Below are 19,399 nucleotides of genomic sequence, written 5' to 3'. Positions count from 1 at the left end.
TTTGAATTTTTTGCACAGTCCTGTCAAAAATAAAAAAAGCCCGCCGAGAGGCGGGCTGTGAAGTCCAAGGAAAACTTGAAGTACTTGAAAAATTAACGGTGGTAGGCCGTTTCGCCGTGTGAGCTGATGTCGAGGCCTTCGCGCTCTTCTTCTTCGGTCACACGCAGACCCAACACGATGTCCACCAGTTTGTAGGCCACGAATGACACCACAGCAGACCAGACGATGGTGGTACCCACAGCAGTTGCTTGGATGATCACTTGGTCGACGATGGAATAGTCAGGGTTCACGGCATTGGCCACGTAGTCGAACACGCCAGTACCGCCGAGGGATGGGGCTGCAAACACGCCGGTCAACAACGCACCCAAGATACCGCAGACACCGTGCACGCCGAACACATCGAGTGAGTCGTCAGCGCCCAAGAGGCGTTTCAAACCATTCACACCCCACAAGCCGCCGAAGCCGCCCACCAAGCCGATCACGATGGCACCCATGGGGCCCACGAAACCGCAAGCGGGAGTGATCGCCACCAAACCAGCCACAGCACCCGAAGCAGCACCCAGCATCGAAGCTTTGCCTTTGGCCATCGCTTCACCGGCAATCCAAGCAATGGTCGCTGCGCCAGTGGCCACCAAGGTGTTCACAAAAGCGAGGGCTGCTACACCGTTGGCTTCGAGGTTCGAACCAGCGTTGAAACCGAACCAACCCACCCACAAGAGAGAGGCACCGACCATGGTCAATGTCAAGCTGTGAGGCGCCATCGATTCTTTGCCGTAACCGACGCGCTTGCCGATCACATAAGCACCGACCAAACCAGCCACCGCAGCGTTGATGTGCACCACCGTACCGCCTGCGAAGTCCAACGCACCCTTGGCCCACAGCCAGCCAGCAGCGGCCGTCACAGTTTCCAAGCTAGCAGCGTCAGTGATGGCGTCAGGGCCGTCCCAGTACCAAACCATGTGGGCCACGGGCAAGTAGCTGAAGGTGAACCACAACACGCAGAACAACAACACAGCCGAGAACTTGGCGCGCTCAGCGAATGAGCCCACGATCAAAGTGCAAGTGATCGCAGCGAAGGTTGCTTGGAAGGCTGCGAATGTGAATTCAGGAATCACAACGCCTTTGCTGAACGTGGCAGCAATGGAGTCAGGCGTGATGCCTTTGAAAAACAACTTGTCAAAGCCACCAAAGAAAGGTGAACCACCGGTGAAGGCCACGGTGTAACCGTAGATCGTCCACAACACATAAATGAGTGAGCTCACCACGAAGACTTGCATCAACACAGACAGCATGTTTTTGCTGCGAACCAAACCACCGTAGAACAAAGCCAAACCGGGGATGGTCATCAAGATCACCAACAAGGTGGAAATCGTCATGAATGCGGTGTCGCCCTTGTTAGGGATGGCGGCAACTGCAGCGGCTGCTTCGGGGGCAGCTTGGGCCAAAGCGGCGCTTCCAGACAAAAGGAAGCCAGCGCCTATGGCCAGATAGGCGAAAAGTTTAGTCATGATGGATCTTCTTTCTTAAAGTGCTTCGGGCCCGGTCTCGCCGGTACGGATGCGAACAACTTGCTCTAAGTCGTAAACAAAAATCTTGCCGTCGCCGATTTTTCCGGTACGGGCAGAACCTTCAATCGCTTCGATCGCGCGGTCAACGTGTTCAGCGTCGACCGCAGCTTCGATCTTGACCTTGGGCAAGAAGTCAACCACGTACTCAGCACCGCGATACAACTCGGTGTGGCCTTTCTGACGGCCGAAGCCTTTGACTTCAGTAACAGTGATGCCCTGCACGCCAATTTGAGAGAGGGCCTCACGGACCTCGTCCAACTTGAACGGCTTGATGATGGCGGTGATGAGTTTCATGGTTGCTCCTAGAGAAGACAGTACGTTGGTTTAGAACGCGTACTTGACGCCAACGACCACTGCGTTTTTGCCAGCGTAGTAGCTAGTAGATGACAAGCCTTTTGAGAGCGTCTCATCAGCTGTTGTTTTGATAGCGGCAACGCTCGCTGTCAAGCCATCACCCAAGTCTTTGTTCAAGGTCAAAGCGAAGTCGCTGTAGCCATAGATTTGGTTTGCGTTCTTGATGCTTTGGCGGCCAGCGTGAGGCACGATGCTGTAACCATTGCCCAAATCAAATGTGGCGCTCAAATCCCAGTAGGTGCTGCCCTTGCTGTCAGAGTAGCCGAACAAGTTAGATGTGGCTTGTGAATACTTCAATGTTGCTGGGCCGTAAGTGGCGGCGCCATAGACTTCGTCTGTGTTGGCGTTCACGTTAGCAGAAGGTGCTGCGTCTTTGTATGTGTTGCCCACGTACTGGTAACGCAAGTAGCCGACGTCATAAGCCAAACCACCTGCTTCAAACTTATAACCACCGTAAAGATCCAACTCAACTGGACCTTTGGCTGTTTTACCGCCCGTGCCCAAAGCAGCATCTTTGATCCACTTGATCGTCGAAGCCCAAGCGCCCAGATAGAAGCCATTGGCATTGGCGTAGTCGATGCCGCCTTGCAATGCTGGATCGCCTTTGGTTTGAGCGATACCGCGGTAACGGTACTGGCTCACGACACCCACGTTGTATGTCACTTCTGGCGCTGCAGGCGCTGTTTGCGCAAACGCTGCAGAAGATGTGGCCAAGAGGGCCAACAAAAGTTTGGACTTGATGTTCATAGTTTTCTCCATTGAAAATTTAAGAGGGATACACCTACTTAGCAGGGTCCGTGCCAGCGCCAAAGTCCACAAAAGTGCTCTCTTCACTCACGCCGTGACCCAAAGTGATGCAGTAGTCTGACTACCCCATCATTTTGGTGCACTTCTTTGGTGCGCTACTTCGTACTACTTGCCCCGCAATGGGGATAACCCTTGGAACTGGAAGTTGTATGTCGCTTGCTTTGATTCACAGCCGCGCACTCTTGGGTTTGCAGGCACCGGCTGTCACCGTCGAGGTGCATTTGGCCAATGGTCTGCCAAGCTTCACGCTGGTGGGTTTGGCCGATACCGAAGTGAAGGAAGCGCGCGAGCGGGTACGGTGCGCCATTCAAAACGCGGGGCTGGAGTTTCCAAGCAATAAGAGAATCACCGTTAACTTGGCGCCAGCCGATCTACCCAAAGACTCGGGGCGCTTTGATTTACCGATCGCTTTGGGCATCTTGGCTGCGCATGGGCAGCTAGACATCGCCGCGTTGGCTCAACATGAATTTGCTGGCGAGTTATCTTTATCGGGGGAGTTACGGCCCGTGCGTGGTGCATTGGCCATGGGGCTGGCACTTCGCGGTTCGGGTGTGCGCACGCGCTTGGTGTTACCTCTCGGCAGCGCAGAAGAAGCTGCACTTGTCCCCACGGCCGAGGTCTACCGCGCCCAGCACTTGAGCGATGTGGTGGCGCACTTTGCAAAACCAGAGGTGAAGGGCTTGATGGCTCAGCGCGAAGAAGGCAACAGCCATGTTGCACACACCACAGAAGGGTGGTGTCGCATCGAAGCGCCGTCGCTGATTGCGACACAAGGCAATGCCCCTCACACAAACATCAGCGACTTGGCAGATGTCAGAGGACAAGCCATGGCACGTCGCGCCCTTGAGATTGCAGCGGCGGGTGGTCACTCGCTTTTACTAGTGGGCCCACCTGGCACAGGCAAGTCCATGTTGGCACAACGCTTTGCAGCCCTACTGCCTGAGATGACCTTAGATGAAGCTTTAGAAAGCGCTGCCGTTGCCAGCTTGGCAGGACGCTTTGAATTGAACCAGTGGATGCAGCGGCCCACGCGCAGCCCACATCACACGGCCACCTCGGTGGCGTTGGTCGGTGGCGGCACACCGCCGCGCCCGGGCGAGATATCGCTTGCGCACAACGGTGTGCTCTTCCTGGATGAGCTGGCCGAGGTCAAACGAAGCGCTTTGGAGGCATTGCGTGAACCCCTAGAGAACGGCCACATCACCATCTCACGGGCGGCCACGCAGGCGAAGTTCCCAGCACGGTTTCAGCTGATCGCCGCGATGAACCCCTGCCCATGTGGTTACTTAGGCTCTTCCGTCAAAGCCTGCCGCTGCACGCCTGACCAAGTGACGCGTTACCAAGGCAAGCTGAGCGGACCGTTGCTAGACCGCATTGATTTGCAAGTGGAAGTGCCGACCCTGACTGCTGATGTGTTGATGCAGACAGCACCCGGTGAGTCCACGGCCACGGTACGTGCGCGATGCCTAGCCGCACACGCCAAAGCCATAGCGCGACAAGACGTACCCAACCAAGCCCTGCAAGGCCAAGCTTTAGAAGCGCACATGCAGCTAGACGCAGCAGCGGCCACGTTTTTGCAAAACGCAGCCACCAAACTGGGCTGGTCCAGCCGCAGCACACACCGTGCGATACGCGTGGCACGCACCATTGCAGACCTGGCCGGCAGCACCGCTATACAAGTGGCACATGTGGCCGAGGCGCTGCAATACCGTCGCGTGCTGACTTAAGCGCGAGCGCCCAGCACGATGCCCTCACGCTGCAATTGCGCCATGACCTCTACACCTTCACGCACAAACGCTTCGGGCTCAGGATGTGACAACCAACGTGCCAGCACCAAAAAGGCTTGCTCACCGGTTTGACCTTCGCGCAGCAGGTCGAGCAACTGACCTCTGAACACGCTGCTCTCAAACACATGCAACTCATCGTCCATGTCTCGCAACATCGACACATAGGTGCTTTGCATGTCGTCAGGTTCGTGGTCGGTGTCAATGCTGTGCACGGGCCATTCGTAAGCCGCCTCCACATGCGTCGGGTTAAGCACCACCGCATGGCGCATCACATCCGCCGCGTCATCAAAAGCGGGCCACTTCACAGGTGCCGTGTTGACTGCGTTTTGTAGCCATTCGAAATGCGCCAAGTCTTGTAGCCAGGCAGGTAAGGTTTGCATCTCGGGGCTTTCGCACACATGCTCAACAAAGGCACGTTGCGTGGTGCTGGCCCAAGGGGTGTGATTGGGTGCATCTTTTAAGAAGAGGCGCACCGCATGCTCCCAAATATCCTCGCCTAACAACGCTTGGGTTATCGGAAAGGCGGGCTCCAACACATCGCACAAATGTTTCACCATTTCTTGGGTACAAGCAGCAGCGGCAACTTTGTCGACGCCATCGGGGGCTGGCACACCCAAAGGGTCGCGTAAATGGCGGGCTAGAGCAAATTGGTATTGGCGGAAATCGGTCAGCATGTCAGAGCCTCCAAGTTGAGTTGTTTCACATCGTCCACACAACGTGCCACGCGTCGATGGGTGCGCGCCAACACATCGCCCAACAAGGGGTACTCGCGCCCCACGCGCACGTAGTCAATGCTGCTCAAGGGCAAAGCGCGCAAAAACGCATGTGGATCAAAACCAAAATGCAAGCCGTTGGCCGCCAATGCATGCAAGTCCAAATGCAGACTGCAGCCTGAGGCGCTGACAACTTCAGAAATGAACTCTGCTTCATTCATCTCCACCAAAGTGGGAGCCATGTGGTGCATCACATTTCGAATACCAATGCGCAAACCCAACGCTTCTTGCACTTGGGTAATGCGTGACACCGTCCACTGCACTGCTTGGCGCGTACTGGGAATGGGCAAGTTGATGAACAAGGGCGCGTCGTCCGCGCTCCAAGCCAAGGCTTCAGAAAACACCTGGATACTATGTTCAACAATGAAGCTGCGCAGATCACGTAAAACAGCTTTGTCCAAAACCCCTGGACCACCCAGTGACAGGCTCTGACTCAAACACACGCCGGGGTAATGCTGCGTGAGTTGCTGTAAATCTTTACCCGCCGTGCCACCAATACCGATCCAATCGGGTGGCGTGAGTTCTAAAAACTGCAAGTTGTCAGGGGCACGGCTTTTCAGCGGTGCCAGCAGCGCAGGTCGCAAGGCCAAACCTGCGCCTTGAAGGATGTGATGTTTCATAAGGTCGCTTTCATACAAAGTGCCAATCGATGGCTCCAGGCCTCGTATTCGGCAGAGCTTCTGAGAACATGAACAAACGAATTTGCAAATCACCACCTTTTTGATAACAGCCCCAAAACCTCACAAATCGCGTAGGCGTCAATCTAAAAATTGAGGCTGCGTATCATTGACAACCCATGTCTCAAAACCATTTCCATCCGCGTGACGCACGCTTTGTTTGGGCGCTTTCGCTACTGCAACTCATCAGTTGGGGAAGTGTGTTTTACGGATTCGCTTTGTTCATGGAGCCGCTCGAACAAGCCTTGGGCATGAACCGGGCTGAATCGTCTTTGGGCTTTAGCTTGATGTTGTTGGCCGAAGGCGTGTTGGCTTTCCCAGTGGGTCGCTGGATTGATCGCGGGCATGAACGCACAGTGATGACAGTTGGCTCACTGCTGGTGGCATTGGCGTTTGTGCTGCACAGCCAAATCACGACAGTGCTTGAGTTTTATGCGGTGTGGGCTGTATTGGGTGTGGGCTTGGCGGGCACGTTGTACCCGCCTGCGTTTGCAGTGCTGACGCGACGATTTCCGCAGCACTTCAGACGCGCCATCATCATCCTCACGTTTTTAGGTGGCCTAGCCAGCACCGTGTTTATTCCGCTCGTGGCGTGGCTCATTGATGCGCTAGGCTGGCGCGATGCCCTGTGCGTGTTGGCCGCCATGCACTTGCTGGTATGTGCACCCGTGCATTGGCTGTTGTTACGCGATGCACCGCAACGCGCCGTGCTGGCATCCACACAAACCGACAGCGCCACGTTTTGGCACTTCGTGCGCCAGCCACAGTTTTGGCTGCTGGCCACATTTGTGGTGTTGCTCATGGGCGTCACGTCCGCCCTGCCCGCCCACATGGTGAGCTTGCTGCGCGAAAGTGGCATGGCCGAATCATGGGCGATTGCCGTACCGGCCAGCATTGGTGTGCTGCAAGTGATGGGCCGTTTGGGCTTGTATATGGCCGAACACCGCGTAGACGTGCACGCCACCAACCGTTGGGTGACGGTGCTCATTCCACTAGGCTTTTTAACGCTGCTCATTGGCGCTGGCCACGGACTGTGGGGCGTGCTTTTTGTGGTGTTTTATGGTTTGGGGAACGGCATGCTCACCATCGTCAAAGGCACGGTCATGGCGCAATACGTGAGCCGTGAACACATGGGCAGCTTGAACGGCTTGCTGGGCTTGCCCATGGCATTGGCCCGGGCCGCAGCCCCATGGTTGATGGGGCTGCTGTGGTCTGCCGAGGTCGGTTACACCGTGGGCTTGTGGGTCATGCTGGCGGCCAGCGTGGTGGGTGTAGCAGCGTTGTGGTTAGCACAGCGGCTGCGCAACACATAGTCAAACGACAACCGGCCAGGCCCCATCCACAACAAGGTCCACAACATGCCCATCAGCACCACGGGGTACTTGAAGTTGCCAAAACCTTTGTCGGTGAACACATAACCTTGCGCCAGCTCGCGCCAAGTGCTCCATGCCTCGGGCCAGTGCACGCTGGCTATGGCCACCACACTCAGCACCAGCAACGACACCGAGAAAAAGCGCGTGCCAAACCCGATGACAAAAGCAATGCCACCAAGCAACTCAAACCACATGGCCATTTGCCAGCTGATGTTGGGCGGCACGAGGTTGAAGGGAAACGGGAACTGATCTTGAATATCTGCAAACCAGTTTTCGCCGTTGAATTTTTCTAAACCGGATTCAAAAAAGTCCCAACCCAAGATCAAACGCAAGCTGAGCAGACCTAGCCACAAACCCAACGCGTCGAATGTGCCGAGGTATTGATTGAGGCGTGTTTTCATACACACGTGATGGATGCTGTGGCTCATGGCAGCGTTCCCAAAATAATGTCTTGTTCTTGAAGTTGCTTGAGCAAGCTGGTACCAAACGCCACCAGTTGTTCAGGCTGCGGGTGTTGCATTTGTTCGGCGATGTGCTGCATCGCTTGTGTACCGGTCATGGGCTGCACGTCTAGCAGCGCGAGCACATGTGCGGTGGCGGCATTCACTTCGGTGAACTGCACCGCATCGTCTGCATCGCGGTACACCACCAAATGCGTGTCCAAAGGTTTGCGTGGTTTGTGTTGCTCGCCAATGCGATGCACCGCCCAGTCGTAGTGCAAGTCCATGCGTGCAGGGTTGAGCACCACGGTGTTTGCCATCAGGTCGCCTTGTGGGTTGGCCGCTGGGCGCGTCACGTCCATCACATCCACCGCCAGCTCGGCCCACTCGTAATGCGCCAAGTCAGGCAACCAGCGCAGCAGCGGTTGCTTGGGGCTGCCCTCTTGCAAATAGCGCACAAACTCACGCGGTATGTCGCGAAACCATGGCGTGTGCAAAGGCCAATCGCGGTAAAAAGTACGGCACAAACGTCGCCATGCGGTGTCACCCAGCAACTTACGACTCAGCGGCATGCAGGTGTCGATGAAGCCGCACACGTTGTTGAACAGCATCTCGTTGTACACCGACATGCGCCGCACGGGCACGCCTGCTGGGCGCATCGTGTGATGCGGGTCACGCACGTGGCGCGCCATGTCTTGCTGAAAGCTTTGAAACATCGCCGTCATCACGCCACCTTCTTCATGCGTGGCGCTTGGGCCTGCAACCGTGCGATTTGCATGACTTCGGCCGCCAACTCGCTCAAGCCGGGTAAATTGAAATCTCGCTCTAAGCAAGTGGGCACATGGCCGCCGATGCGCTCATACGCGGCCAGCAGCAAATGCCACACAGGGTCAATCACCTCTGCGCCGTGTGTGTCGATCAGCAGGCCATCGGGCTCTACATAGTGGCCTGCCACATGCACATAGCACGTGCGCTCGAGCGGCAAGGTGTTGAGGTAGTCCAAGGCATCAAAGCCAAAATTTTGGCTGTTGACGTAAATATTGTTCACATCCAAATGCAGCAGGCAGTCGGCCTCTTTCACCACCGCCGCCACAAATTCGGCTTCGCTCATGTCAGCGCCGGGTGGAGCGATGTAGGTGGATGCGTTTTCAATGCCAATGCGCATTTCCAAAATGTCTTGCGCTTGCTTGATGCGCTTGGCTGTCCACATCACGGCCTCTTGGGTGCAGGGGATGGGCAGCAAGTCGTACAAGTGCGATTCATCATCAGAACACCAAGACAAATGCTCGGTGAAGAGCTGCATGCCATGCGCCTTCATGAAGGCTTTGGTTTTGTGCAGCAGTTGTGTGTCCAGCGGTGCAGGCCCACCCAATGAGAGGGACAAGCCGTGGCATACAAACGGGTAGCGCTCGGTGAAGTGACGCAAATCTTTGGCCGACCGGCCTCCCAAGCCAGCCCAGTTTTCGGGCGCGACTTCAAAGAAGTCGATGACGTTTGGCACGCCGTGTTTCAGCGGCTCTATCAATTCACGGCGAAAGCCAAGGCCTGCGCCTGAGAGGGGTCGGTTCATGATGGCGTCACTCCACGCGAGTTGCTTGAATTACTTCTTACCGCCGCAAGAAGCATCTTTCTTTTTGTCTGCGCCACATGAGGCTTCTTTTTTCTTGTCAGCACCGCACTTGGCTTCGCCGCATTTGCCGTCTTTTTGCTTCATGTCGGCTTGGGCCAATTGGTAGCCGCTGTCGAGCTTGCTAGCCTCAAATGGGTTGGCTGCGATAGCGGGGCTGATGGCGGCCACAGCAAAGGCAGAGCCCAAAGCCAATGAGAGGAATTGTTGTTTTTTCATGATGAGAGTCCTTTGAAAGGTGAGTTGATAATCATGACCAGCGGTCTTTGGGTAATTCGCCGCCGCAAACAAATTGGTTACAGATATTTATTTAATTTTTTCTGTAACTTTTCATCGTCCTCTGACGAACTGATGTCACCGTGGATATACAAACCTTAGAAACCTCATTGCACGCCACATGGATGCAAGCGTTAGCAGGCCATGCGCCCAGCTACGAAAAAGCGCTGTCTGCCATCAGTGGGCATTTGCGTGCGTTTTTGAAGCGTCGTTTGTATTCACGGCCCCAAGACGTCGAGGACCTCGTGCAAGAAACCTTGTTGGCCATTCATCAAAAGCGACACACCTACCAAAGCGACCAACCGCTGACGGCTTGGGTGTATGCGATTGCGCGCTACAAGTTGATTGACCACTTGCGTGCCCATTCGCGCCGCGAAAGCAAGCACGACGACATCGACGATTGGGCAGAGCAGCTGTGGACAAGCGAGGACGCACAAGCCAGCGATGCCTCGCGCGATGTGCACCAGCTGTTGTCTGAACTGCCCGACAAGCAACGTGTGCCGATTGAACACACCAAGCTGCATGGCCTGTCGATTGCTGAATCCGCGCAACTCACAGGGCAAACCGAAGCCGCTGTCAAAGTCAATATCCATCGCGGGCTCAAAGCCTTGGCTCAAAAATTTGGAGTCACCCCATGAAAACCAACCATCTCATTGCCATGCTGGCTGCTGAAGCCAGCGCCACTCCCACTGCCTCGCCCTTGCGCCGCTGCGCACAAGCCACCGCTGCCGGCATTGCCCTCAGCTTGGCACTGGTGCTCACGCTGTGGGGCTTGAACCCCGAGCTGAATACCCTCGCTCACACCCCAGCGTTTTGGGTGAAGGTGGTGTGGTTGGCCCTCATGTGTGTATTTGCAGCACCAGTGGTGATGCACTTGGCGCGCCCCGGCGTTGCTGCTGGCAAAGGCATGTGGGGCATCGTCGCAGCGCTTGCGGGCATAGCCCTGCTGGCGTTGATGCAAGTGGCCACTGTGGATGCGGACACGGGCATGCAGCTGATGCTTGGCCGTTCGTGGCAAGAGTGCAGCGCCAGCATTGCGGCGCTGTCTGTGCCCCTGCTCGCTACATTGCTCTGGATGCTGCGCGGCATGGCCCCTACGCGCCCAGCATTCGCGGGCGCAAGTGCTGGCTTGATGGCGGGCGCTATGGCGAGCTTGGTCTATTCACTGCACTGCACCGAAACCGCCTATGCATTTGTGGCAGTTTGGTATGTGGCGGGCATCGCCGTGATGACTGGTGTTGGCGCGTTGCTAGGCTCACGCTTGTTGCGTTGGTAAACCGCGAACCACGCACAAACAAAAAAGGCTCCGTTCACACGGAGCCTTTTTGCTTTTACAAATTAGGCGCCAGCAATCGCTCTAAATCTTTCACCGCCACCCCTTGGCGTTGCGCCAAGTCTTGCACTTGGTCTTCGCCGATGCGACCCACGTTGAAGTAGGTGGCCTCGGGGTGCGCCAAGTAAAAGCCGCTCACGCTGGCTGCGGGCGTCATGGCCAAGCTGCTGGTCAGGCCCATGTCGATTTCGTCGCACTGCAACACGGCAAACATGTCCTGCTTTGCACTGTGGTCGGGGCAGGCAGGGTAGCCAGGCGCGGGGCGAATGCCTTGGTATTTTTCTTTGATGAGGTCTTCGTTGCTCAGCGCCTCATCTGCGGCGTAGCCCCACAAATCGGTGCGCACGCGCTGGTGCATGCACTCGGCAAAGGCTTCGGCCAAACGGTCGGCCAAGGCTTTGAAGAGGATGGCTGAGTAGTCGTCGTGCGCGTCGATGAAGCGCTTTTCTTGCTTCTCTGCACCGAGACCTGCTGTCACGGCAAACAGGCCCACATAGTCTGCCGCTTGAGTTTGGTCGGCCACGAAATCAGACAAGCAGCGGTTGGGGTTTTGCACACCATCGCGCTCGGGCTTGACGGTTTGCTGGCGCAAGCCATGCCACGTCATCACTTGCTGTTGGCGGGTTTCGTCGGCATAAAGCACGATGTCGTCTCCCACGCGTTGCGCGGGGTACAAGCCCACCACCGCGTTGGCGGTGAGCCAGCGGTTGGCGATGATTTTTTTCAGCATCGCTTGGCCGTCGGCATAGACCTTCTTGGCTTCCGCGCCCACGACCGCGTCGTCGAGGATGGCGGGGAAAGGCCCTGCCAAATCCCAGGTCTGGAAGAACGGGGCCCAGTCAATGTATTTCTCCAACTCGGCGAGGTCGAAGTTTTTGAACACGCGACGGCCAATGAACTTTGGCTTGGCGGGTGTGTAGTGGTCAAAGCTCACATGCGCGGCGTTGGTGCGGGCTTCGGCCAAGGTCACCAAAGGCGTGTGCTTTTTGTTGGCGTGTTGCTCGCGCACTTTGGCGTAGTCAGCATTCAACTCGGCAATGTACTTGGCCGCTTGGTCTGACAACAAACCTTGCGCCACGCTCACGCTGCGCGAGGCATCGGGCACGTACACCACGGGGCCGTCGTAATGCGGCGCAATCTTCACGGCGGTGTGCACGCGGCTGGTGGTCGCGCCGCCAATCATCAGGGGCATGAGGCGGCTGCGGAAGTAGTCGTCTTTTTGCATCTCGCCGGCGACGTATTGCATTTCTTCCAAGCTCGGTGTGATGAGGCCAGACAGGCCAATGATGTCCGCGCCCTCTTCTTTGGCCTTGGCCAAAATTTCGTGGCAAGGCACCATCACGCCCATGTTCACCACTTCGTAGTTGTTGCACTGCAAGACCACGGTGACGATGTTTTTGCCAATGTCGTGCACGTCGCCTTTGACGGTGGCCATGACGATCTTGCCCTTGGCTTTCACGTCTTGGCCCGCTGCGGCTTGCTGGCGTTTTTCTTCTTCGATGTAGGGCACAAGGTGCGCCACCGCTTGCTTCATCACGCGGGCTGACTTGACCACTTGCGGCAAGAACATCTTGCCTTGGCCAAACAAATCACCGACCACGTTCATGCCGTCCATCAAGGGGCCTTCAATCACGTGCAGCGGGCGGCCGCCCTTGGCCAAGATCTCGCGATACGCCTCTTCGGTGTCTTCGTTGATGAACTCAGTGATGCCGTGCACCAGTGCGTGCGAGAGGCGCTCGGCCACCGCCACGGGTTGCTCGGGCGTGCCGCGCCACGCGAGTTTTTGGCTGTCGTCTTTGGCCGCGCCTTTGGCGGTTTCGGCCACTTCGATCAGGCGTTCGCCTGCCGTGAGGTGGGCCTCACCCTCTTTGTATTTCGGCATGCGGTTCAGCACCACGTCTTCCACACGCTCGCGCAGCGTGGGCTCGAGATCGTCATACACGCCCACCATGCCCGCGTTCACGATGCCCATGTCCATGCCCGCTTGGATGGCGTGGTACAGGAACACGGTGTGAATGGCTTCGCGCACAGGGTCGTTGCCGCGGAAGCTGAACGACACGTTGGACACACCGCCGCTCACCTTCGCGCCGGGCAGGTTTTGCTTGATCCAACGCGTGGCTTCGATGAAGTCCACAGCGTAGTTGTCATGCTCTTCAATGCCGGTGGCAATAGCGAAGATGTTGGGGTCGAAGATGATGTCTTCGGGTGGGAAGCCCACTTCATCCACCAACACGCGGTAGGCGCGTTCGCAAATTTCAATCTTGCGGGCGTAGGTGTCGGCTTGGCCTTTTTCGTCAAACGCCATCACCACGGCCGCTGCACCGTAGCGCTTGACCAGCTTGGCTTGACGCTTGAACTCGTCCACGCCCTCTTTCATGCTGATCGAGTTGACGATGCCCTTGCCTTGGATGCAACGCAGGCCCGCTTCAATCACGTCCCACTTGCTGGAGTCCACCATCACAGGCACACGCGCAATGTCGGGCTCGCCCGCCATGAGGTTCAAAAAGCGCACCATGGCAGCTTGGCTGTCGAGCATGGCTTCGTCCATGTTGACGTCAATCACCTGTGCGCCGTTTTCGACCTGCTGACGCGCCACGGCCAAAGCCTCTTCGTATTGGCCGTTCAAAATCATGCGGGCAAACGCTTTGGAGCCCGTCACGTTGGTGCGCTCGCCCACGTTGACAAACAAGGAGCCCTCGCCGATGGAGACAGGCTCAAGGCCAGACAGCTTCATGGGGGGAACGGCTTTTGAAATCATGGGGGTACTCACCTGGGAACTCGCAAATCAGGTGAGCGTCGTTGCAAAAGATTCGGCCCCAAGCCTGACTTCACGCGAGTTGGTGAAGCTGCAACGCTCCTCGGGGGATTGTGTATTTTAGCTGCACCGTAATGCCGCGCTAAAAAGCAAAAAGCCCGCATGAAAGCGGGCTTGGTAAGCATCGCATGGCTAGCTCAATGAACCTTGAATTTGCTGTGTGCTCGGTAGCTGTTGTGCATGGTGTCCCATTCCAGAACTGGCGCATGGGCGCTGAGAAATTCGCGCAGCAATTGGCTGGACTGCAACTTGGTCAGCTCCAACTTTTCAGAGATCAAACTACGGTTGACGTGGCCGTGCTCTTTGTAAATGGCCATGACGGCCTCCACACGACTTCTGAGATGGCGACCAGCTGGGGTATCGATGAATTTTTGAGGCATCACAAAACTGACAAAACTTCTAATATGTCAATTTTGTGAATATTCAATCCCCGTGTAAATCCGCCAAATGGCGTATTTAGGCACATGCAACTTACGTTTTTTGTAAGTTGCGATTAATTATGCGGCTTCTCTGTAAAACGGCCCTGCACTCAGCGCACGCGCTTTGTCATTGGCCACGGCTTGGGCAATCGCACCAATGTGGTCAGGCGTGGTGCCGCAGCAACCGCCCACGATGTTGACCAAGCCTTCGGCCGCAAACTCGTGCACCAAGCGGCTGGTGACGTCCGGCGTTTCATCAAAGCCGGTATCGCTCATGGGGTTGGGCAAGCCAGCATTGGGGTAGCAGCTGATGAAGGTATCTTCGGCCACGCGGTTGAGTTCTTGGATGTAGGGACGCATGAGCGTGGCGCCCAAAGCGCAGTTCAAGCCAATGGCCAAGGGCTGCGCGTGGCGCACGCTGTGCCAAAACGCGGTCACGGTTTGGCCGCTCAAGATGCGACCCGAGGCGTCGGTCACGGTGCCGCTGATGATGAGGGGCAAGCGCTCGCCGCTGGCTTCAAAAAACTCTTCAATCGCAAACAACGCAGCTTTGGCATTGAGGGTGTCAAAAATGGTTTCAACCAACAGCACATCGGAGCCGCCCTCGACCAAACCTTTGACTTGCTCGTAGTAGGCCGCGCGCAACTCTTCAAAGCTCACATTGCGTGCGCCGGGGTCGTTCACATCGGGGCTGATGCTGGCAGTTTTAGGCGTGGGGCCCACGGCGCCCGCCACAAAGCGGGGTTTGTCGGGCGTGCTGTATTTGTCGCAAGCTTCGCGGGCAATGCGGGCCGAGGCCACGTTCATCTCGTAGGCCAAGTCGGCCATGTCGTAATCTTCTTGCGCAACCGTGGTGGCGCCAAAGGTGTTGGTTTCAATCAGGTCAGCACCGGCGGCGAGGTAACGCTCGTGGATGTCGCGAATCACATCGGGGCGGGTGAGGCTGAGCAACTCGTTGTTGCCCTTCACGTCTTTGTGAAAGTCTTTGAAGCGCTCGCCACGATACTGCGCTTCGTCTAACTTGAAGCGTTGAATCATGGTGCCCATCGCGCCGTCAAGGATGGCGATGCGTTTGGCCAAGATGGCGGGTAATTCTTTTGCGCGTGTGTAGGCTTGAGTCATCCCGCCATTGTAAGAAGCAGGGACAATAGCGCCTTCATGCCTCTGCCAACGCCCACCTCCCCCCGAAAGTCGCCGTGCCCACGTCTGTGAATCCGCAAGACATCTTGCGCGAAGTGTTTGGCTACAACGCGTTTCGCGGCCCCCAAGAAGCCATCGTCAACCACGCGTGTGGCGGTGGCGATGCGCTGGTGCTCATGCCCACGGGCGGTGGCAAATCACTCTGTTACCAAATACCAGCCATTGCCCGTCAACGCGCGGGGTACGGCATCACCATCGTGGTGTCGCCGCTCATCGCCCTCATGCACGACCAAGTGGGTGCGCTGCATGAGGCGGGTGTAGAAGCTGCCTTTTTAAATTCCAGTTTGAGTGGCGAAGAAGCCAATGCAGTAGAGCAACGCCTGCGCCGTGGCGACATCACGCTGCTGTACGCCGCGCCCGAGCGTGTGACCACGCCGCGCTTTTTGGCCCAGCTCGACATGCTGCACGAGCAAGGCCGCCTGAGCCTGTTTGCCATTGACGAAGCCCATTGTGTGAGCCAATGGGGCCACGACTTCCGCCCCGAATACCGTAGCCTCACGGTGCTGCACGAGCGCTACGCAGGCGTGCCACGCATCGCGCTCACTGCCACGGCTGACGCACTCACACGGGCCGACATTGTGGAACGTTTGCAGCTCGAAGACGCGCAGCAATTTGTCAGCAGCTTTGACCGCCCAAACATTCGTTACACCATCGTCGAGAAAAAAGACGCCTCGCTGCAACTGCTGCGTTTCATCCAGCGCGAGCACGTCGGGCCTGACTGGCAAGACAGCGGCATCGTGTATTGCCAATCGCGCAAGCGCGTGGAAGAAGTGGCCAAGAATTTGTGCGATGCCGGTATCAACGCTCTGCCTTATCACGCGGGGCTCGACAGCGCCGTTCGCCAAAAAAACCAAAACCGCTTTTTGCGCGAAGAAGGCCTGGTGATGGTGGCCACGATTGCGTTTGGCATGGGCATCGACAAGCCCGATGTGCGCTTTGTGGCGCACTTGGACATGCCCAAAAACATCGAGGGCTACTACCAAGAAACCGGCCGCGGCGGCCGCGACGGCCAAGAAGCCCACGCATGGATGGCCTACGGCCTGAACGACGTGGTGAACCAACGCCGCATGATTGACGAAAGCCCGGCGGGCGAAGACTTCAAACAAGTCATGCGCGGCAAACTCGACGCCCTCTTGGCCTTGGCCGAAGCGACCGATTGCCGGCGGGTGCGACTGCTCGGTTATTTCGGCGAGACCTACGCCCCCGATGGGGCACCTAAATACACCTGTGCGAGTTGCGACAACTGCCTCAACCCGCCCGACATTTGGGACGGCACCGAGGCTGCCCGCATGTTGCTATCCACCATTTACCGTGTGAAGCAGCAAAGCGGCATGTCGTTTGGTGCAGGCCACATGATGGACATCTTGCGCGGCAAAGATACCGAGAAGGTCAAGCAGTACGGCCACGACACCCTCAGCACCTTTGGCATTGGCGCGCACTTCAGCGAGGTGCAGCTACGCGGCGTGTTGCGCCAGCTCATCGCGCTCGGCGCTTTGGGTGTGGATGCGCAAGCTTTCAACACCTTGTATTTAACTGAGGCCTCACGGGCCGTGCTCAAGGGCGAGGTCACCGTGCGTTTGCGCGCCTCGGTGTCCACCCCTGCCGACCGCAAAGGCAAACGCACGGCCAGCGGCGCCTCCAAACCCGCGCCCATCGCCTTGGACGATGCGGGCCAAAAACGTTACGACGCGCTCAAGGCCTGGCGCTCAGAAGTGGCCAAGTCGCACAACCTGCCCGCGTACGTCATCTTTCACGACGCCACTTTGGCCGCCATAGCGCAAGCCGAACCGCAAGACCGCGATGCCTTGCAGGGCATCGCGGGCATCGGCGCCAAAAAGCTCGAGGCCTATGGCGACGAGGTCTTGCGGGTGGTAACTTCTGCCTAGGGCCTTCCCTAGAAATTACATAAAACCGCCTTAAAAGTAATACTTTTCGGGGTTTTCATGTAACTCATAGGGTTTTTGCAAGGTTCGGGAAGGGGTGAGTTTCATAAAATAGCCACCCCGCTGATGTAAACCGGCGGCAATGAATTGAGGTCAGAGCCTCGCAGCAACTCGCTGGGCTCTGACCTCAATTTTTTGACTTAGGAGCTTTTTATGAACATCAACGCACCCGCGTATGTGAAGAACCCCAAGCTGGTAGCTTGGGTGGCCGAGATGGCCGCACTCTGCAAGCCCGACACCGTCTACTGGTGCGACGGCAGCCAAGAAGAATACGACCGCCTGTGCCAACAGCTCGTGGACGCTGGCACCTTCAAAAAGCTCAACCCTGCCAAGCGCGCCAATTCATTCTTGGCTTGCTCTGACCCTTCAGACGTGGCCCGCGTGGAAGACCGCACCTACATCTGTTCTGAAAATAAAGAAGACGCCGGCCCCACCAACAACTGGATGGAACCCGCCGAGATGCGCGCCACGTTGAACCCCTTGTTCGACGGCTGCATGAAGGGCCGCACCATGTACGTCATCCCGTTCAGCATGGGCCCTCTGGGTTCGCACATTGCCCACGTCGGCATTGAGCTCTCCGACAGCGCCTACGTGGTGGTGAACCAAAAACTCATGACCCGCATGGGCAAAGCCGTGTACGACGTGATCGGTACCGACGGCCCCTTCGTGCCTTGCGTGCACACCGTGGGCGCACCTTTGGCTGCTGGCGAAAAAGACACCACCACTTGGCCTTGCAACCCCAACACCAAGTACATCGTGCACTACCCAGAGACCCGCGAAATCTGGTCTTACGGCTCGGGCTACGGCGGCAACGCCTTGTTGGGCAAGAAGTGCTTTGCCTTGCGCATTGCCTCCAACATGGGCCGCGACCAGGGTTGGTTGGCCGAGCACATGCTCATCTTGGGTGTGACCAGCCCCGAGGGCAAAAAGTACCACGTGGCAGCTGCGTTCCCTAGCGCTTGCGGCAAAACCAACTTCTCCATGTTGGTACCTCCCGCAGCCTTCAACGGCTGGAAAGTCACCACCATCGGTGACGACATTGCTTGGATCAAGCCCCACGCCGACGGCAAGATGTACGCCATCAACCCCGAAGCTGGCTACTTTGGCGTCGCTCCCGGCACCAACATGAAAACCAACCCCAACTGCATGTTGAGCCTGCACAAGGACGTGATCTTCACGAACGTGGCTTTGACCGACGACGGCGACGTGTGGTGGGAAGGCATGGAAAAAGACACTGGCAAATTGCCCGATCACCTGATCGACTGGCAAGGCAAAGACTGGACCCCCGCCATCGCCAAAGAGACTGGCGCTAAGGCCGCTCACCCCAACGCCCGCTTCACCGTGGCCGCGACCAACAACCCCGCTTTGGACCCCCAATGGGACGACGCCAATGGCGTGGCTATCGACGCCATGTTGTTCGGCGGCCGTCGCTCCACCACCGTGCCACTCGTCACCGAAGCACGCAACTGGACCGAAGGCGTGTACATGGCTGCCACCATGGGCTCTGAAACCACCGCTGCCGCCTTTGGCGCACAAGGCGTGGTGCGCCGCGACCCCTTCGCCATGTTGCCCTTCTGCGGCTACAACATGAGCGACTACTTCCAACACTGGTTGGACATGGGCGCCAAGCAAGAGGCCGCTGGCTACAAGCTGCCCGCGCTGTATTGCGTCAACTGGTTCCGCAAAGACGAGTCTGGCTCATTCGTGTGGCCTGGCTATGGCGACAACATGCGCGTGTTGAAGTGGATCATCGACCGCTTGGAAGGCAAAGCCCAAGGCCACGACACCATGTTTGGTGTGGCCCCCAACTACAGCGAAATCAACTGGACTGGCATCGAGTTCAGCGCCGACGACTTCGCCAAAGTCACCAGCATCGACAAAGCCGCTTGGGCCGAAGAGTTCAAGCTACATGAAGAACACTTCAGCAAGCTGGCCCACAACCTGCCCAAGGCCATGAGCGACACGCTCAAAGCTTTGGAAGCACGTTTGGAAACGGCTTAATCCCGC

Annotated in this window: 18 protein-coding genes and 1 riboswitch; of the genes, 6 read left to right on the top strand and 12 right to left on the bottom strand. The window is 57.2% G+C overall.

Annotation, left to right across the window (positions count from 1 at the left end; translation table 11 throughout):
* Positions 1-92: 92 nt before the first annotated feature.
* Genes amt through QMG27_RS00250 form a run of 3 tightly spaced genes read right to left on the bottom strand, consistent with a single transcriptional unit; the run spans position 93 to position 2,669 of the window.
* Positions 93-1,508 carry an ammonium transporter gene (gene amt, locus QMG27_RS00260; RefSeq protein WP_281811985.1) on the bottom strand — a complete coding sequence of 472 codons (1,416 nt, stop codon included), beginning with the start codon at positions 1,506-1,508 and terminating at the stop codon, positions 93-95.
* 15 nt (positions 1,509-1,523) lie between these two features.
* Positions 1,524-1,862, bottom strand: coding sequence for a P-II family nitrogen regulator (locus QMG27_RS00255; protein WP_281811983.1), 339 nt, complete (start codon positions 1,860-1,862; stop codon positions 1,524-1,526).
* A 30-nt stretch (positions 1,863-1,892) separates the two neighbouring features.
* The gene (locus tag QMG27_RS00250; protein ID WP_281811981.1) at positions 1,893-2,669 is read right to left on the bottom strand and encodes a TorF family putative porin; all 777 of its coding nucleotides are present in this window, start codon (positions 2,667-2,669) and stop codon (positions 1,893-1,895) included.
* 209 nt (positions 2,670-2,878) lie between these two features.
* On the opposite strand from QMG27_RS00250, the gene QMG27_RS00245 reads away from it, so the two are divergent.
* Positions 2,879-4,456: a YifB family Mg chelatase-like AAA ATPase gene (locus QMG27_RS00245; RefSeq protein WP_281811979.1), complete on the top strand. Its 1,578-nt coding sequence runs from the start codon at positions 2,879-2,881 to the stop codon at positions 4,454-4,456.
* Here QMG27_RS00245 and QMG27_RS00240 read toward each other — a convergent pair.
* Together QMG27_RS00240 and QMG27_RS00235 are read right to left on the bottom strand one after the other, a co-directional pair.
* On the bottom strand, positions 4,453-5,190 hold the full coding sequence (locus QMG27_RS00240) for a putative DNA-binding domain-containing protein (protein ID WP_281811977.1): 738 nt from the start codon (positions 5,188-5,190) through the stop codon (positions 4,453-4,455). The genes QMG27_RS00245 and QMG27_RS00240 overlap by 4 nt on opposite strands.
* On the bottom strand, positions 5,184-5,909 hold the full coding sequence (locus tag QMG27_RS00235) for a DUF692 family multinuclear iron-containing protein (protein WP_281811975.1): 726 nt from the start codon (positions 5,907-5,909) through the stop codon (positions 5,184-5,186). Before QMG27_RS00235 ends, QMG27_RS00240 begins: the two co-directional genes overlap by 7 nt.
* A 176-nt stretch (positions 5,910-6,085) precedes the next feature.
* Here QMG27_RS00235 and QMG27_RS00230 point away from each other — a divergent pair, with 176 nt between their 5' ends.
* A complete protein-coding gene (locus QMG27_RS00230) occupies positions 6,086-7,279 on the top strand; it encodes an MFS transporter (protein ID WP_281811973.1) in 1,194 nt (397 codons plus the stop codon).
* Here the strand turns inward: QMG27_RS00230 and QMG27_RS00225 are convergent.
* The 4 genes from QMG27_RS00225 to QMG27_RS00210 are packed head-to-tail and all read right to left on the bottom strand — an operon-like array spanning position 7,192 to position 9,625.
* Entirely contained in the window at positions 7,192-7,767 is a 576-nt protein-coding gene (locus QMG27_RS00225; protein WP_281811970.1) for a DoxX family protein, read from the bottom strand. The two genes, QMG27_RS00230 and QMG27_RS00225, sit on opposite strands and share 88 nt — an antisense overlap.
* Entirely contained in the window at positions 7,764-8,504 is a 741-nt protein-coding gene (locus QMG27_RS00220) for a putative DNA-binding domain-containing protein (RefSeq protein WP_281811967.1), read from the bottom strand. Before QMG27_RS00220 ends, QMG27_RS00225 begins: the two co-directional genes overlap by 4 nt.
* A complete protein-coding gene (locus QMG27_RS00215; protein WP_281811965.1) occupies positions 8,504-9,349 on the bottom strand; it encodes a DUF692 domain-containing protein in 846 nt (281 codons plus the stop codon). The genes QMG27_RS00220 and QMG27_RS00215 overlap by 1 nt, the downstream gene beginning before the upstream one ends.
* Before the next feature lie 30 nt (positions 9,350-9,379).
* On the bottom strand, positions 9,380-9,625 hold the full coding sequence (locus tag QMG27_RS00210) for a hypothetical protein (protein WP_281811963.1): 246 nt from the start codon (positions 9,623-9,625) through the stop codon (positions 9,380-9,382).
* Between the two features lie 146 nt (positions 9,626-9,771).
* Between QMG27_RS00210 and QMG27_RS00205 the strand changes: the two genes are divergently transcribed.
* Both QMG27_RS00205 and QMG27_RS00200 read left to right on the top strand, forming a co-directional pair.
* A complete protein-coding gene (locus QMG27_RS00205; protein ID WP_281814680.1) occupies positions 9,772-10,320 on the top strand; it encodes a sigma-70 family RNA polymerase sigma factor in 549 nt (182 codons plus the stop codon).
* A complete protein-coding gene (locus tag QMG27_RS00200; protein ID WP_281811961.1) occupies positions 10,317-10,958 on the top strand; it encodes a DUF1109 domain-containing protein in 642 nt (213 codons plus the stop codon). Before QMG27_RS00205 ends, QMG27_RS00200 begins: the two co-directional genes overlap by 4 nt.
* 55 nt (positions 10,959-11,013) lie before the next feature.
* Here the strand turns inward: QMG27_RS00200 and metH are convergent, their stop codons facing one another.
* The 3 genes from metH to QMG27_RS00185 all read right to left on the bottom strand — a co-directional run bounded on the left by metH (position 11,014) and on the right by QMG27_RS00185 (position 15,371).
* Positions 11,014-13,749, bottom strand: coding sequence for a methionine synthase (metH, locus tag QMG27_RS00195; protein WP_281814678.1), 2,736 nt, complete (start codon positions 13,747-13,749; stop codon positions 11,014-11,016).
* 50 nt (positions 13,750-13,799) lie between these two features.
* Positions 13,800-13,881, bottom strand: a riboswitch (S-adenosyl-L-homocysteine riboswitch).
* Between the two features lie 86 nt (positions 13,882-13,967).
* Complete coding sequence (locus tag QMG27_RS00190) at positions 13,968-14,210, bottom strand: hypothetical protein (protein ID WP_281811959.1); 243 nt, start codon at positions 14,208-14,210, stop codon at positions 13,968-13,970.
* A gap of 117 nt (positions 14,211-14,327) precedes the next feature.
* On the bottom strand, positions 14,328-15,371 hold the full coding sequence (locus QMG27_RS00185) for a homocysteine S-methyltransferase family protein (RefSeq protein ID WP_281811957.1): 1,044 nt from the start codon (positions 15,369-15,371) through the stop codon (positions 14,328-14,330).
* Positions 15,372-15,445: 74 nt separating this feature from the next.
* On the opposite strand from QMG27_RS00185, the gene recQ reads away from it, so the two are divergent.
* A complete protein-coding gene (recQ, locus tag QMG27_RS00180; RefSeq protein ID WP_281811955.1) occupies positions 15,446-17,335 on the top strand; it encodes a DNA helicase RecQ in 1,890 nt (629 codons plus the stop codon).
* Between the two features lie 210 nt (positions 17,336-17,545).
* Positions 17,546-19,393: a phosphoenolpyruvate carboxykinase (GTP) gene (locus QMG27_RS00175; protein ID WP_281811953.1), complete on the top strand. Its 1,848-nt coding sequence runs from the start codon at positions 17,546-17,548 to the stop codon at positions 19,391-19,393.
* Positions 19,394-19,399: the final 6 nt, after the last annotated feature.

Source organism: Limnohabitans sp. MORI2 (assembly GCF_027925025.1).
Classification (GTDB): Bacteria; Pseudomonadota; Gammaproteobacteria; order Burkholderiales; family Burkholderiaceae_C; genus Limnohabitans.
The sequence above is the reverse complement of the archived record's forward strand: the minus strand, read 5'-3'. Positions and strand labels throughout refer to the sequence as shown.

Bases quoted from the DNA above. Each gene is read 5' to 3' on its own strand.
- amt (WP_281811985.1), bottom strand. From the start codon at position 1,508: ATGACTAAACTTTTCGCCTATCTGGCCATAGGCGCTGGCTTCCTTTTG.
- QMG27_RS00255 (WP_281811983.1), bottom strand. From the start codon at position 1,862: ATGAAACTCATCACCGCCATCATCAAGCCGTTCAAGTTGGACGAGGTC.
- QMG27_RS00250 (WP_281811981.1), bottom strand. From the start codon at position 2,669: ATGAACATCAAGTCCAAACTTTTGTTGGCCCTCTTGGCCACATCTTCT.
- QMG27_RS00245 (WP_281811979.1), top strand. From the start codon at position 2,879: ATGTCGCTTGCTTTGATTCACAGCCGCGCACTCTTGGGTTTGCAGGCA.
- QMG27_RS00240 (WP_281811977.1), bottom strand. From the start codon at position 5,190: ATGCTGACCGATTTCCGCCAATACCAATTTGCTCTAGCCCGCCATTTA.
- QMG27_RS00235 (WP_281811975.1), bottom strand. From the start codon at position 5,909: ATGAAACATCACATCCTTCAAGGCGCAGGTTTGGCCTTGCGACCTGCG.
- QMG27_RS00230 (WP_281811973.1), top strand. From the start codon at position 6,086: ATGTCTCAAAACCATTTCCATCCGCGTGACGCACGCTTTGTTTGGGCG.
- QMG27_RS00225 (WP_281811970.1), bottom strand. From the start codon at position 7,767: ATGAGCCACAGCATCCATCACGTGTGTATGAAAACACGCCTCAATCAA.
- QMG27_RS00220 (WP_281811967.1), bottom strand. From the start codon at position 8,504: ATGACGGCGATGTTTCAAAGCTTTCAGCAAGACATGGCGCGCCACGTG.
- QMG27_RS00215 (WP_281811965.1), bottom strand. From the start codon at position 9,349: ATGAACCGACCCCTCTCAGGCGCAGGCCTTGGCTTTCGCCGTGAATTG.
- QMG27_RS00210 (WP_281811963.1), bottom strand. From the start codon at position 9,625: ATGAAAAAACAACAATTCCTCTCATTGGCTTTGGGCTCTGCCTTTGCT.
- QMG27_RS00200 (WP_281811961.1), top strand. From the start codon at position 10,317: ATGAAAACCAACCATCTCATTGCCATGCTGGCTGCTGAAGCCAGCGCC.
- metH (WP_281814678.1), bottom strand. From the start codon at position 13,749: ATGAAGCTGTCTGGCCTTGAGCCTGTCTCCATCGGCGAGGGCTCCTTG.
- QMG27_RS00190 (WP_281811959.1), bottom strand. From the start codon at position 14,210: ATGCCTCAAAAATTCATCGATACCCCAGCTGGTCGCCATCTCAGAAGT.
- QMG27_RS00185 (WP_281811957.1), bottom strand. From the start codon at position 15,371: ATGACTCAAGCCTACACACGCGCAAAAGAATTACCCGCCATCTTGGCC.
- QMG27_RS00175 (WP_281811953.1), top strand. From the start codon at position 17,546: ATGAACATCAACGCACCCGCGTATGTGAAGAACCCCAAGCTGGTAGCT.